At 65.4% G+C, this 14,108-nt stretch carries 12 protein-coding genes; 5 read left to right on the forward strand and 7 right to left on the reverse strand.

Features of this window, described 5'->3' with window-relative positions:
- Positions 1-184: 184 nt before the first annotated feature.
- The 7 genes from QW868_RS29180 to QW868_RS29210 form a co-directional block, all read right to left on the reverse strand.
- Positions 185-472: a GIY-YIG nuclease family protein gene (locus QW868_RS29180; protein WP_315798110.1), complete on the reverse strand. Its 288-nt coding sequence runs from the start codon at positions 470-472 to the stop codon at positions 185-187.
- A gap of 239 nt (positions 473-711) precedes the next feature.
- The gene (locus QW868_RS29185) at positions 712-1,614 is read right to left on the reverse strand and encodes an ABC transporter permease (protein ID WP_316232143.1); all 903 of its coding nucleotides are present in this window, start codon (positions 1,612-1,614) and stop codon (positions 712-714) included.
- Between the two features lie 3 nt (positions 1,615-1,617).
- On the reverse strand, positions 1,618-2,553 hold the full coding sequence (locus QW868_RS29190) for an ABC transporter permease (protein ID WP_315779610.1): 936 nt from the start codon (positions 2,551-2,553) through the stop codon (positions 1,618-1,620).
- Positions 2,554-2,643: 90 nt separating this feature from the next.
- Positions 2,644-3,933 carry a PotD/PotF family extracellular solute-binding protein gene (locus QW868_RS29195; RefSeq protein ID WP_315779611.1) on the reverse strand — a complete coding sequence of 430 codons (1,290 nt, stop codon included), beginning with the start codon at positions 3,931-3,933 and terminating at the stop codon, positions 2,644-2,646.
- Between the two features lie 32 nt (positions 3,934-3,965).
- Complete coding sequence (locus QW868_RS29200; RefSeq protein ID WP_316232182.1) at positions 3,966-5,003, reverse strand: ABC transporter ATP-binding protein; 1,038 nt, start codon at positions 5,001-5,003, stop codon at positions 3,966-3,968.
- 508 nt (positions 5,004-5,511) lie between these two features.
- Complete coding sequence (locus QW868_RS29205; protein ID WP_315737235.1) at positions 5,512-5,724, reverse strand: hypothetical protein; 213 nt, start codon at positions 5,722-5,724, stop codon at positions 5,512-5,514.
- Between the two features lie 24 nt (positions 5,725-5,748).
- Positions 5,749-6,411, reverse strand: a complete 663-nt coding sequence (locus tag QW868_RS29210; protein ID WP_315798106.1) for an aldolase — start codon at positions 6,409-6,411, stop codon at positions 5,749-5,751.
- 120 nt (positions 6,412-6,531) lie between these two features.
- Between QW868_RS29210 and ltnD the strand changes: the two genes are divergently transcribed.
- From ltnD to QW868_RS29235, 5 genes are all read left to right on the forward strand, one after another.
- The gene (ltnD, locus tag QW868_RS29215) at positions 6,532-7,455 is read left to right on the forward strand and encodes an L-threonate dehydrogenase (protein WP_409997724.1); all 924 of its coding nucleotides are present in this window, start codon (positions 6,532-6,534) and stop codon (positions 7,453-7,455) included.
- Positions 7,456-7,481: 26 nt separating this feature from the next.
- Entirely contained in the window at positions 7,482-8,264 is a 783-nt protein-coding gene (gene otnI, locus QW868_RS29220; protein ID WP_316232144.1) for a 2-oxo-tetronate isomerase, read from the forward strand.
- Positions 8,261-9,538 carry a 3-oxo-tetronate kinase gene (otnK, locus tag QW868_RS29225; RefSeq protein WP_316232145.1) on the forward strand — a complete coding sequence of 426 codons (1,278 nt, stop codon included), beginning with the start codon at positions 8,261-8,263 and terminating at the stop codon, positions 9,536-9,538. Before otnI ends, otnK begins: the two co-directional genes overlap by 4 nt.
- Positions 9,539-9,816: 278 nt before the next feature.
- Entirely contained in the window at positions 9,817-11,844 is a 2,028-nt protein-coding gene (locus tag QW868_RS29230; protein ID WP_315813045.1) for a methyl-accepting chemotaxis protein, read from the forward strand.
- 525 nt (positions 11,845-12,369) lie between these two features.
- Positions 12,370-14,073 carry a methyl-accepting chemotaxis protein gene (locus tag QW868_RS29235; protein ID WP_315737241.1) on the forward strand — a complete coding sequence of 568 codons (1,704 nt, stop codon included), beginning with the start codon at positions 12,370-12,372 and terminating at the stop codon, positions 14,071-14,073.
- The last annotated feature ends 35 nt before the right edge of the window (positions 14,074-14,108 follow it).

Here is a 14,108-nt window from a genome sequence, read left to right on the forward strand (position 1 = left end):
CAAGGGTAATACAGGGTTCTTGCTGCGGCCCCCTGGATCGCTTTGCTCGGTATGACGGAGTATGTGGGGGCTCCCGTGCCCACCACGACCGTCATTGCGAGCGGAGCGAAGCAATCCAGAATGCCAGACCAGTAGGAGGTCTGGCATTTGTTCTCTCGGTATTTCGAAATCACGATCGGAAGAATCAGGTCAGAGCATCGTACAAGTCATTCCATTGCGGATTGATCGCCTCGATCAGTGCCAATTTCTTCTTTCGGCTGCCTGCCTTGATCTGTTTCTCGCGTTCGATCGCGGCTACCATCGTTTCATGGACTTCGTACCAGACGAGCAGCTTGCACCCGTATGTCTTGGTGAATCCCGGAACGAGACCTTCACGATGTTGGTACGCGCGTTTAGGCAGGTCGCTGGTCACACCAACATAGAGCGCTCCATTGCGCCTGTTCGCCATGATGTAGACGCAGGGTTGTTTCATCGGATCGGCTACGAGGTCCGGGGCGACCGGAGCGAGGTTATCCAGAGTCTTTTCCGCTGCCCCTGGATCGCTTCGCTGCGCTCGCGATGACGGAGTATGAGGAGGAGACGGCGCCCACCACAGCCGTCATTGCGAGCGCAGCGAAGCAATCCGGGGATTCCAGCCGATTAGAAGGTATGGATTGTTTCAGCGCAAGACCGCCTCGCAATGACCGAGGCCGCGTTATGATCCGTCGTAGCTTACACCATGCCCTTGCCGGCGTCGGAGCCCTGGCGGCGCTGGCGGGCCTGCAGCACCAGGATCACGGACAGCGCGGCGAAGATCACCACGAACGACACCGCCGAGGTCAGCGTGCCCAGCGCGTAGATGTCGGGCTTCGTCACCGTCGTTGTCAGGCCCTGCAGCTCCAGCGGCAGGGTGTTGACGGAGCCGATCGCCTGGCTGGAGCGGGCGAGCTCGTCCCAGGAGAGCGTAAAGCCGAACAGGCCGATGCCGACCACGCTGGGCAGGATGATCGGCAGCACGACGTGGCGGAAGGTCTGCCAGGGCGTGGCGCCGAGGTCGCGTGCGGCTTCCTCCAGCCGGCCATCGAAGCGGTTGAAGATCGCGAACATGATCAAGAGGCCGAACGGCAAGGTCCAGGTGAGATGCGCACCCAGGCCCGACGTGAACAGGCCCATGGCCGTGGTATAGCCGTCGGCGAGCCAGCCCAGGCCGACATCGGCGCCGTGCTTATTGATGAAGTCGTCGATCAGCCGGAACTCGAGCGCTATGCCGAGCGAGGTGATGATCGACGGCATGATCAGGCTCGCGATCGCCGTGTAGAACAGTACCGAGGCGCCGCGGAACGGCTTGCGGAAGGCCATGCCCGCGGCGACCGACAGCACCACGGTGATCACCATCACGACGAGCCCGAGCGCTAGCGACCGCTTGAACGCCGCGCCGATATCGACGATGCCTCCGCCGGAAAACACTTTGCCGAACCAGGTCAGCGACACCCCATTCATCGGAAAGGTGAGGCCGCCGTCAGGCCCCTGGAATGACAGGATGTAGATCGCGATCATCGGCCCGTACAGGAACAGCACATAGGCCGAAAAGAACAAGGCGAGGATGTAGAACGAGCGCGGCCGCTTGTCGCCCATGGCTCAGAGCTCCTTGCGCACGTCGACGATCCGCGTCAGCGCGGAGATGATGATGATGGTGATACCGAGCAGGATCACGGCATTGGCGGCGGCGGCCGGGAATTGCAGCGCGGAGAGGCGCGCTTCGATGATCTTGCCGGCGGAGGCAATCTGCTGGCCGCCCATCACGCCGATGGTGACGAAGTCGCCCATGACGATCGTGATCACGAAGATCGAGCCGATCACGATGCCGGGCTTCGACAGCGGAATGACGATGTTGACCAGTGTCTGCCAGCCCGACGCGCCGGCATCATAGGCGGCCTCGATCAGCCGCTTGTCGATGCGGATCATCGAATTGAAGATCGGCACCACCATGAAGAACGTGAACAGGTGCACCAGCGCCAGCACCACCGAAAATTCGGAGAACAGCAGCCACTCGATCGGCTTGTTGACGAGGCCCACACCTTGCAGGCCCTGATTGACGAGGCCGTTGCGCCCCAGCAGCGGGATCCAGGCGATCATCCGGATCACGTTCGATGTCCAGAACGGGATCGTGCACAACAGCGACAGCACGATCTGCCAGGTCTTGCTGCGAACGTGGAAGGCGAGGAAATAGGCGACCCAGAAGCCGATCATCAGCGTCAGGCCCCAGGTCAGGAGGCACAGCTTCAGCGTCTTGAGATAGGTCTTCAGGATGGTGCACAGCTCGGGCAGGTTGGCGACGCAGCCCTCGAACGTGTCGGTGTAGCCGCGGAAGCTGAACGCCGGGATCATCTCATATTCGTTGTAGTCCCAGGCGCTGACGACGACGACGAGCACGAGCGGCAACAGGAAGAACAGCGCGAACACCAGCATCATCGGGCCGGCCTGCAGCCAGGCGATCGAGCGCATGGTGATCTTGCGCAAAGCGCTCTCCGCCGGCGCCACGCTGTCAGGCGAATTGTCGATCGTCACGGCCACGGATGCAACCTGTCGTCCTGTGTGTGCGGGAGAGAGAGAAGGAGGCCTGCCGCGCGGGAAAGCACGGCACGGCAGGCCGGGATCGTCACATCAGGCGGCGATGAACTCGTTCCACTTGCGGACCATGTAGTCGTTCTCGTCCATGACCGCGTTCCAGCACACGACGTTGCCCATGCGGTCCTCGTAGGAGCCGCCATCGCGCACGGCGCCGGCCTTCTCCATCAGGGTGCCGTCCGGCGCCTTGATGTCGGCCTTCGCCGGCTTGCCTTCCATCCAATAGCCCCACTCGTCCTCGGTCATGTTGGCCTTGGCGGTGGAGAGCACGGCCGAGTAGTAACCCTGGCGGTTGAGATAGGCGCCGGCCCAGCCGGACAAGTACCAGTTGACGAACTCATAGGCCCAGTCGAGCTTCGGGCCGCCGGCCACCGCCTTGGAGACGCAGAAGCCCGAGGCCCATGAGCGGTAGCCTTCCTTGAGCGGCTGGAAGGTGCAGGGGATGCCCATCGACCGCACCTTGGTGACCGCCGGCGACCACATCGACTGGATCACGGTCTCGCCCGAGGCCATCAGGTTGACGGACTCGTTGAAGTCCTTCCAGAACGCGCGGAACTGGCCGGCCTTCTTGGCCTCGGTCAGGACCTTCATCGTCAGGTCGATCTCGGCCTTGGTCATGTTGCCCTTGTCGGCATATTTGTACTGGCCGGTCGCCTCGACGACGAGGGCGGCGTCCATGATGCCGATCGAGGGGATGTTGAGGATCGAGGCCTTGCCCTTGAATTCGGGGTTGAGCAGCTCGGCCCAGGAGTTGATCGGGCGCTTGATCAGGTCGGGACGGATGCCGAGCGTATCGGCATTGTACACGGTCGGGATCAAGGTGACGAACTCGGTCGGCGTCGCCGAGAAGGTCTTGGAGTTCGCCCCCTCGAGATAGAGCACCTTCCACGGCGCGGTGCCCTGGCCGCCGATCTTCTTGCCGTTCGGCAGCTCGCCCTTGGTGAAGACGGGCGTGATGTTGTCGAACTCCTTGATCTTGCGCGCGTCGAGCGGAAAGATGTTGCCGGACGGCACCAGCTTCTTCAGCGAGAAATATTCGGTGTCGAGCACGTCGAAGGAGTTCGGCTGGGTGATGACGCGCTTGGTCACGTCGTCGGTCGTCGCCGTGATGTATTCGATCTTGATGCCGGTGTCGGCGAGGCACTTCTTCGAGATCTCGTCGCCCTCGTTCACGGCGGTGCCGAGATAGCGCAGCACCTTGGCGTCGGCTGCGTGGACATAGGGCGCGCTGAGCAGCGTGCCCGAGCCGGCGAGACCGGCGACGCCCGCCGCGCCCTTGAGCAGCGTGCGGCGGCTGATGGATGTTGTCTTCGATCGGTCGGTCATGATCATCTCCTTGGGAAAACGAGCAAACGAAATCAGGCGACCAGCTCAGCGGCCGGTGCGGCTGCTGCTGCGGGACGGGTCGTCAGCGCATCGGCGAGCGCCGGATTCCAGGTGACGACGACGCGCTCGCCGATGCTGTGGGTCTGTGCATCGAACTGATCGTCGCTGAGCTGCGCCGAGATCTCGGGGCCGCCATCGGTCGCCACCGCGACCAGCACATAGGTGCCCTGATATTCGATCTTGCTGATCGTGCCCGGCACGGCCGGACCGTCGACCGCCGCAGTCGGCGCCTTGAGCTGGATGCGGTCGACGCGTACGGCAAAGGTCTCGCCGTTCAGCGGGATCACGTTGTGACCGCCGATGAAGCGGGCGGCGAATTCGGTGCGTGGATGATTGAAGATCTCGCGCGGGCTGCCCTGCTGCTCGATGCGGCCGCCATTCATCAGCACCACGAGGTCGGACAGCGCCATGGCCTCGTCCTGGCCATGGGTGACATGGACGAAGGTGAGGCCGAGCTCGCGCTGCAGCCGCTTCAGCTCGGCGCGCATGCGCAGGCGCAGGAACGGGTCGAGCGCCGACAGCGGCTCGTCGAGCAGCAGGATCTGCGGCGAGGTGATCAGCGCGCGGGCCAGTGCCACGCGCTGTTGTTGTCCGCCGGAGAGCTGCGCCGGCAGGCGGCCGGCATAGCCCTGCATGTCCACCAGCTCGAGCAGCTCGCGTGCCTTGGCGTGGCGCTCGGGCTTGGACACGCCTTTCATCTTCAACGCAAACGCCACGTTGTCGATGACCGAGAGATGCGGAAACAGCGCGTAGGACTGGAACATCATCGCGGTGCCGCGCCCAGCAGGCGGCAGCTCGGTCACGTTCTTGGCGCCGACGATGATGTCGCCCGATGTCGCCGATTCATGGCCGGCGATCATGCGCAGGGTGGAGGTCTTGCCGCAGCCGGACGGACCAAGCAGGCAACAATAGGAGCCGGCGGGAATCCGCAGGTCGATTGCGTCGACGGCGGTGACGTGACCGTACATCTTCGTCACCCTCACCAGTTCCAAGCTCGCGCCCGCCGCCATCCGCCCTCCGTCGTCCTGTCGCGTGTCGGTCATGATCGCGGCTCGCTCCATCGGGCGGCTGCGATCCGATCCGTCTGATGTCTGCAACGGATATGCCAAGGGTCGCCGTGGGGGCGGGGCAGTGCGCGAAGATTGCGCGTTGGGCGAGATGCGTATGCAACGCTCGAAAGGGCATTCCCCGGTCCCGGCGGCAGCCCGCTCAGATCGGGCGCCGATCCGGCCAAACAGCCGCGCCCACGCCGATGTGGAGGCATTTTGCCCTTGTCCTTTCGTGCTCCGGGCGTGCTGCGCGATGGGCTGCAATCGATGGTGGAAGGGCGGGGCGCATCCTCGCGCCGCGGCAGTGGTGTGCTGCCGGTGCCGTCCTTGTTCGATCGATCCGCCCGTGATTGCTGCCGCAGCCTTATCTTGCCTCAATATTAGGCATCGTTGCCGTCTGGAGGCAAGGCAGCTTGATCAGTGACAAGGCGGCGCAGGCTCCGCGGCATGCAGGCAGGTCGGCGGGACGCTAGACCCGCCGTGCCCGCGATCTGGCCTGCGCGGCGGCCACCAGCATGCGCTCGGCGATGTCGCGCAGCTCGCTGACCGCGATTGGATCGGAGGCGGCGAACGCGTCATAGGAGTCGGTTGCGATCGGAAACCAGCGATAGAAGCGGGCCTCCTCATACAGCACCCGCACAGCGGCATCGATCTCGGCTGGCGTTGTTGCGGGATATTGCATGCCCATCCATCCGGACCGGTGGGATCAGTGATGATCGCTGTGATCGGGCAGGCCGAGGCCGAACACTTTCACCAGATCGTCGACCTGCTGCGGCGAGAGGTGACGTGGGTTGAGCCCGCGCAGCAGCAGATACAGCTTTGCGGTCTCCTCGAGCTCCTCCATCGCGAACACGGCGGCTTCCAGCGTATCGCCGGACACCACCGGCCCGTGATTGGCGAGCAGCACCGAGGCGTATTTGCCGGCGAGACCCTTGATGGCATCGGCTACCGCGGGATCGCCGGGACGATGATAGGGCACCAGCGCGGTCTGACCGCAGCGCATTAAATAATAAGGTGTCAGCGGCGGCAGCGCGGCGCGCGGATCGATGTCCGGCAGCATCGAGATCGCGACCGAATGGGTCGAGTGCAGATGCACCACGGCGCGGGCAGCATTGCGCGTCTGGTACAGCGCGGTGTGCAGCGGCACCTCCTTGGTCGGCGCGTCGCCCGAGACCAGCTTTCCCGCGGCATCGAGCCGCGACAAACGGGCCGGATCGAGGAAGCCGAGCGAGGCATTGGTCGGCGTCACCAGCCAGCCGCCATCATCGAGCCGCACGCTGATGTTGCCGGAAGAGCCCGGCGTCAGCCCGCGCTCGAACAGCGAGCGGCCGAACCGGCAGATGGCCTCGCGAATCGCAGTTTCCGCCACGGGACTTTCCTCGCATTTCGCTCTTTGGCCGCTTTGTCTCACGCTTTGGCAACGCGGCCAAGCCGTGATACCCAGAGTGCAGTCCGGGGCAACCGGACGTCACCAGGAAACGCTTCAGGGATCTGCCGCATGCCGTCGCCATCGCAATTGAAAGTCGCCGTGATCGGGCTTGGCTCGATGGGATTCGGCATGGCGACCTCGCTGAAGCGCGCAGGCTTCGAGGTGACCGGATGCGATGTCTCGGCGGATGCCGTAGCGCGCCTCGTCGCCGACGGCGGCAAGGGCGCGGCGAGCCCGGCCGAGGCAGCGCGAGGTGCCGACATCGTGGTCAGTGTCGTCGTCAACGCGGCGCAGACGGAAGCCATCCTGTTCGGCCCCGGCGGTGCTGCCGAAACCATGCCGAAGGACTCCGTGTTCGTCTCCTCCGCGACCATGGACCCTGACGTCGCGCGGCGGCTCGCGAAGCAGCTCGAAGCCACCGGCCGGCACTACCTCGACGCGCCGATCTCCGGCGGCGCGCAGCGCGCCGCGCAGGGCGAGCTGACGATCCTGGCCTCGGGCAGCGCGGCTGCGTTTGCCAAGGCGCGGCCGGCGCTCGATGCGATGGCGGCCAAGCTCTATGAGCTCGGCGATGCGGCCGGGCAGGGCGCCGCGTTCAAGATGATCAACCAGCTGCTCGCCGGCGTGCACATCGCAGCCGCCAGCGAGGCCATCGCCTTTGCCGCCAAGCAGGGCCTCGACATCCGCAAGGTCTATGAGGTCATCACAGCCTCGGCCGGCAATTCCTGGATGTTCGAGAACCGCATGCCGCACGTCCTCGACGGCGACTACACGCCGCGCAGTGCGGTCGAGATCTTCGTCAAGGATCTCGGCATCATCCAGGACATGGCGCGCAGCCATCGTTTTCCGGTGCCAGTCTCGGCCGCCGCGCTGCAGATGTTCCTGATGACGTCGGCCGCCGGCATGGGCCGCGACGACGACGCCTCGGTGGCGCGGATGTATGCGCAGGTCACCGGCACGACGCTGCCGGGCTCCTCCAAGTAGCAAGCAGTACGACGAGTTTTCACGCCATGCCCCGTTTCGCCGCCAATCTCTCGATGATGTTCACCGAGCATCCGTTCCTCGATCGCTTCGCGGCCGCCGCCAAGGCCGGCTTCACCGCGGTCGAATTCCTGTTTCCCTATGATCATCCTGCCGAGGAGGTCGGCAAGCGGCTGCACGGCAACGGCCTGGCGCAAGCGCTGTTCAACCTGCCGCCCGGCAACTGGGATGCCGGCGAGAAAGGCTTTGCCGCGCTGCCCCAGCGCTTCGATGATCTCAAGGCGAGCCTCGAGACGGCGCTGCCCTATGCCAAGGCCACCGGCGTGAAACGGCTGCACATGATGGCGGGCATCGCCGAACGTAGTGATGCGAAGGCCGTGGAAGCCTACACCAAGTCGGTGGCCTGGGCGGCGGAGTTCTTCGCGCCCCATGGCCTCGACGTCGTCATCGAGCCGATCAATGCGCGCAACGTGCCCGGCTACTTCCTCAACGATTTCGGCTTCGCCCGCGATCTCATCCGCGAGCTGAAGATTCCAAATCTCAAGCTGCAATTCGACATCTATCACTGCCAGATCATCCATGGCGACGTCACCATGCGGCTGCGCGAGATGATGGACATCATCGGCCACATCCAGATCGCCAGCATTCCCTCGCGCAACGAGCCCGACGACGAGGAGCTGAACTATCCGTTCCTGTTCGCCGAGCTCGACCGGCTCGGCTATGCCGGCTTCGTCGGCTGCGAGTACAATCCGCGCGGTCGCACCGAGGACGGGCTCAACTGGTTTGCGCCCTACAAGGGAGTGAAGCCGTGACCTTGAAGCTCGGCTGCATCGCCGATGACTACACCGGCGCCTCCGACCTCGCCAACACCTTGACTCGCGCCGGCCTGCGCACGGTGCAGACGATCGGCGTGCCGGCTGATGACCTCACGCTGCCGGAGGTCGATGCCGTCGTGGTGTCGCTGAAGAGCCGGTCGATCGAGGCTTCGCTTGCCGTGGCCCGCTCACGCGAGGCCGACAAATGGCTGCGCGCACGGGGGGCCGACCACGTGCTGTTCAAGATCTGCTCGACGTTCGATTCCACCGACGCCGGCAATATCGGCCCTGTCATGGACGCGCTCGCCGGTGATGCGGGCGACGGCATCGTGCTGGTGACCCCGGCCTTCCCGGAAACCAGGCGGACCGTCTATCAAGGCAACCTCTTCGTCGGCAGCGTGCCGCTCAACGAGAGCCCGCTCAAGGATCATCCGCTCAACCCGATGCACGACGCCAATCTGGTGCGCGTGCTGGCGCGCCAGAGCCGCAGGAAAATCGGCTTGGTCGACCTCGCCGCCGTCGTGCACGGGCCGGAGGCGATCGGCCACAGGCTGCAGGAATTGGCCGCGCAGGGCATTGGTGCGGCGATCGTCGATGCCGTGTTCGACGCCGACCTGATTGCGATCGGCGCGGCCGCCTTGAAGAACCGGGTCTCTGTCGGCGCGTCCGGCATCGGGCTCGGGCTGGCGCGCGCTTTGGTCGAGGCCGGGCACGTGCATGCCCACGGCTTGGCGCATCACGCGGATGCGCCCGTCGGCGGCATGGCCGCCTGCCTCGCCGGAAGCTGCTCGCAGGCGACGCTGCAGCAGATCGCGCAGGCCGAGACCATCATGCCGGTGCTGCATCTCGATGCGGCGGGCCTGGTCGCCGGTCCGGACGAGGCGCAGCGCGCGCTGGCCTGGGCGCGTGAGCGCATTGCCAAGGGGCCTGTGCTGATTGCCTCCAGCGCGACGCCGGATCAGGTCAGCGCGCTGCAATCCAGGCACGGCCGTGAAGCGGCGGGGCACGCCATCGAGCAGGCGATGGCCGATCTCGCCGAGGGGCTGATTGAGACCGGCGTGCGGCGGTTGATCGTCGCCGGCGGCGAGACCTCGGGCGCCGTCGTTGACCGGCTGGGGATTCCCGGCTTCCTCGTTGGTCCAGAGATCGCGGCCGGCGTGCCAGTGCTTCGCGCAATCGGCGCGCAGGGCGGCGACATGCTGCTGGCGCTGAAGTCCGGCAATTTCGGCGGGCCGCAGTTCTTCGCCGACGCGCTCGGGCTGATGCGCTAACTGCGCGTCAGCCGACTGCCGGCTGCGTCGGCCTGTGCCGGATTTTGGAACGACGTGCTGGGCCTCGGTCCCGATCTCATCATCTGCTTAGTTTGTGAGCCGTCGCTCGGCACGGCAGCGCCGCCGTGCCGCCATAAGCATCGGGACGCACACTGAAAAAGCAGAAGTTTTTTGCGTGTAATGCCCGATAACTCCCGTAAATTAACGGTCTCTAGGGACCTCACCGCTATACCTCCGGTACGGACCGTCGCGTGACGCGTCCATCTGTGGGTAGGGCAATGAAACTGAATCGGATCGGCTACAAACTCGGGCTTGCTGGCGCCATCGGCGCATCTCTCGCGGTCGGCATGATCGCAAATCAGATGATTGCCGAGAGAGCGGTCAACGAAGCCAATCAACGGGCGGAGAGCTCCCGGCGCGTGGTCGAGAGCGTCATGTCGGCCAGCATCAACATGCAGCAGACCCAGCTCGCGGGCCGCTCGGCCCGGCTGGCGCGGGTGCCGGCCGATGCCGAGAAGGCCGCTGCCGACATTCAGCAGTTCTCGGCCGCGATGGTCACGGACATCGACGGCGCCCTTGCGAACGTGGCGACGGCCGAAAATCGGTCTCGGCTGAGCCGGCTCAAGGAGCTGATGACGAACTACGCCGCCGGCGCGGTGGAGCTTGCCCAGGCGCAGAAGGCGCTGCTGCTGCAGATCGACAAGCGGAGCGCGGTCTCCAACGAGTGGACCAACGGTCTCAAGGCGCTGCTCGCCTCGCCGGCGCTGCCGAAACTTGCCTTCCGCGAGCGCGTCGAGCGGCAGCTTCATGCGGCCGATGCCAAGCTGAACTACATGCGGTCCCAGGCCTGGCGGTTCGGCATGACCGGGGATGCCGTGACGATCGCGCATCTGAAGCAGACGGTGCCGATCCTGAAGAGCTCGCTGACCGATGCCCGCATGCTGGCCGATGACCGCGAGATCCAGGCGACGATCAGCAAGCTCAACGGCATTGCGTCGGACTTCGTCGCTGCGAACGACGAGGTGGTCAAGATCGAAGGAATCAAGGAAGCGGTGCTGCGCGACCGTACGCTGGTCTATCTCGGCGAGGCCGACGAACTCATGACGGCAGCGATCCAGGATGCCCGCGCGCGCAACGCCAGCGCAAGATATGATGCCGACGAGGTGGCCGCGCAGGCGAGCCGCATCATGCTGATCGTCGGACTGGCCGTCCTGGCATCCGTGCTCAGCTCGGTCGTCTTCTCGTTCCTGGGAATCGCCCGTCCGTTGACCCGGCTCAATGCGGCGCTCGGCGAGATGGCGCGTGGCCGGCTCGACATCGTCATCCCCGGTGCATCGCGCGGCGACGAGATCGGCGATCTTGCCAAGACCGTGACGGTGATCCGGGGCAACGCGGAGGAGAAGGCGCGTGCCGAGGCCGAAACGAAGAATGCACAGGACGCGATCGCGGCGCGCCAGCGCAAGGCCGACATGCAGCGGCTGGCCGAGCAGTTCGAAGCCGCGGTCGGCGAAATCGTGAACACCGTCTCGTCGGCCTCGAGCCAGCTCGAGCAGTCCGCCACCACGCTGACCCAGGCCGCGACGCGCTCGCAGGGCTTGACGACGGCGGTTGCGTCCGCCTCGGAGGAAGCCACGACCAACGTCCAGTCGGTGGCGTCTGCGACCGAGCAGATGGCCTCTTCGGTCACCGAGATCAGCCGCCAGGTGCAGGAATCGGCGCGCATCGCCAACGACGCCGTCGGCCAGGCCCGCACCACGACCGGGCGTGTCAGCGAGCTGTCCAAGGCGGCCACCCGCATCGGCGATGTCGTCGAACTGATCAACACGATTGCCGGCCAGACCAACCTGCTGGCGCTCAACGCCACCATCGAGGCGGCGCGCGCCGGCGACGCCGGCCGCGGCTTCGCGGTCGTCGCCTCCGAGGTCAAGGCGCTGGCGGAGCAGACCGCGAAGGCAACCGGCGAGATCGGCCAGCAGATCTCGAGCATCCAGGTCGCGACGCAGGAGTCGGTCAGCGCCATCAAGGAGATCTCCTCCACGATCGAGAAGCTGTCGGAAATCTCCTCGACGATCGCAGCGGCCGTCGAAGAGCAGGGTGCGGCGACGCAGGAGATCTCACGCAACGTTCAGCAGGCCGCGCATGGCACGCAGCAGGTCTCGTCCAACATCGCCGATGTCGAGCGCGGCGCGGCCGAGACCGGGTCGGCCTCGGCCCAGGTGCTCTCAGCGGCACAGGCGCTGTCCGGCGACAGCAATCGCCTCAAGCAGGAGGTCGCGAGCTTCCTCGGCTCGGTGCGGGCGGCGTAACGCTGAGCAGCGGAAGCGACGAACTGCTGGTCGCGCGGGGGATTGGAAGGCCGGAGCATCGAACGCTCCGGCCTTCTGCGTTTTCTGGCCCAACAGGGACAGTCCGCGGCCCCGTCGCCCGCGGCTTTTCTGTTCGCGCTACATCGACGCCGGAAAACTAACTTGCGTAGTCAATCTGCGTTTTTAACTTACGTTAAGAGTAGGCGTGTAGGGTCTGGTCATTCGCGGCCAACGCGCAGTCGAGCCCCACGGGCAAACGGCGCTTCTCTCGTTCGGTCGCACGGCATGAGATGACGCGCCGCACGGCCAAGCCGGAGCGCGTTACCGATCTGGACGGGCAACGATCACTTTTCGATCGCTGCTCCGTATTTGCACGGACATGGTCTTAACCAGACTTAATTTTGGCTCCCGTAGCTTCCACGCGTGGGCTGCGGGCCCGTTTGCGTGACGACGAGGCGAGCCCACGCCCGTCGACGTGATCTGTCCCCGAGCGCCCCCAGCATGAGTCGCGCCGTGGAGACCGACATGTCCTTTGCAATGCCCCATCGCCTCAAGCTCACCATCGGGATCAAGATCTATGCCCTGATCGGTCTGAGCTTCCTCGGCCTGATCGGCCTGACTGCCTTCAATTCCCGCGAGCTCGCCGCAGGCCTCAAGCAGCAGAAGCAGCTCGAGCTCCGGCATCTGACCGAGCTCGCGCTCGGCATCTTCGCCGAGGAGCATGCGGCCGCGCAGAAGGGGACGATCTCGGTCGCCGAGGCGCAGAAGCGCGCTCTCGAGCGCGCCTCCCAGCTGCGCTATGGCGGCAACGAGTATTTCTTCGTCACGGACATGACCGCGAAGATGCTGATGCATCCGATCTCGACCAAGCTGGTCGGGCAGGACGTCGCGGACATGAAGGATCCGAACGGCAAGAAGCTGTTCATCGAGATGATCGATGTGGTTCGCCAGCATGGCCGCGGCTTCGTCGACTACGATTGGCCGAAGCCCGGCTCCGAGACGCCGCAGCCCAAGCTGACCCATGTCGCGGGGTTCGCACCCTGGAATTGGCTGGTCGGAACCGGCGTCTATATCGATGACCTCTCGGCGCAGGCCTGGGCCTCGACGCGGCAGTCGTTGACGGCGGCCGGAATCGTGCTGCTGATCCTGCTCGTCGTGTCGACGCTCGTCGGGCGCGGCATCACCAACCCGCTGCATCGCATGACCAGCGCGATGAAGAGCCTAGCCGGCGGCCGTCTCGACGTCGAGGTCCCCGGCGTGGGACGCGGCGACGAGATCGGCGAGATGGCCGGCGCCGTCGAGGTGTTCAAGAGCAATGCGGTCGCACGTCACGCGCTGGAAGCGGAGCAGAAGGAAGCCGAGCAGCGGGCGCTGGCCCGCCGCAAGGCCGACATGCACAAGATGGCCGACGACTTCGAAAGCGCCGTTGGCGAGATCGTCGAGACGGTCTCGTCGGCTTCGTCCAGACTGGAAGTGTCGGCGGACACGTTGAGCAAGACGGCGGTCCGCGCCGGCGAGCTCGCAACCACGGTGGCGGCCGCGTCGGAGGAAGCGTCCACCAACGTGCAATCCGTCGCCTCGGCCACCGAGGAGATGACGTCCTCGGTCACCGAGATCGGCCGCCAGGTGCATGAATCGGCGCGCATGGCCAATGAAGCGGTCGAGCAGGCGAAGAAGACCAACGAGCGGGTGAGCGAACTGTCGCGCGCGGCGAGCCGCATCGGCGACGTGGTCGAGCTGATCAACAGCATTGCCGGGCAGACCAATCTGCTGGCGCTGAACGCCACCATCGAGGCGGCGCGTGCCGGCGAGGCGGGGCGGGGCTTTGCCGTGGTCGCCGCCGAGGTCAAGGCGCTGGCGGAGCAGACCGCCAAGGCGACCGACGAGATCGGCCAGCAGGTGGCCGGCATCCAGGCGGCGACACAGGAATCGGTCGCGGCGATCAGGCTGATCTCCGGCAGCATCGAGCGGCTGTCGGAGGTTTCCTCGACGATTGCTGCCGCCGTCGAAGAGCAGAACGCCGCGACCAAGGAAATCTCGCGCAACGTGCAGCAGGCGGCGCACGGCACGCAGCAGGTTTCCGTCAACATCACCGACGTGCAGCGCGGCGCGACCGAGACCGGCTCGGCGTCGACCCAGGTGCTGGAGGCGGCCCAGGGTCTGTCGACAGACAGCAACCGCCTCAAGCGCGAGGTCAGCCGCTTCCTGCAGACGGTCCGCGCGGCCTGAGAGGCCGGCAGCAATCTCATCAGCTAAGTCAGCGA

This window comes from Bradyrhizobium sp. SZCCHNR1051, assembly GCF_032489615.1.
Taxonomy (GTDB): Bacteria; Pseudomonadota; Alphaproteobacteria; order Rhizobiales; family Xanthobacteraceae; genus Bradyrhizobium.

Coding starts and splice junctions, on each gene's coding strand:
- QW868_RS29230 (WP_315813045.1), top strand. CDS start 9,817: ATGAAACTGAATCGGATCGGCTACAAACTCGGGCTTGCTGGCGCCATC.
- QW868_RS29195 (WP_315779611.1), bottom strand. CDS start 3,933: ATGACCGACCGATCGAAGACAACATCCATCAGCCGCCGCACGCTGCTC.
- QW868_RS29235 (WP_315737241.1), top strand. CDS start 12,370: ATGTCCTTTGCAATGCCCCATCGCCTCAAGCTCACCATCGGGATCAAG.
- QW868_RS29185 (WP_316232143.1), bottom strand. CDS start 1,614: ATGGGCGACAAGCGGCCGCGCTCGTTCTACATCCTCGCCTTGTTCTTT.
- QW868_RS29205 (WP_315737235.1), bottom strand. CDS start 5,724: ATGCAATATCCCGCAACAACGCCAGCCGAGATCGATGCCGCTGTGCGG.
- QW868_RS29200 (WP_316232182.1), bottom strand. CDS start 5,003: ATGGCGGCGGGCGCGAGCTTGGAACTGGTGAGGGTGACGAAGATGTAC.
- QW868_RS29180 (WP_315798110.1), bottom strand. CDS start 472: ATGAAACAACCCTGCGTCTACATCATGGCGAACAGGCGCAATGGAGCG.
- otnI (WP_316232144.1), top strand. CDS start 7,482: ATGCCCCGTTTCGCCGCCAATCTCTCGATGATGTTCACCGAGCATCCG.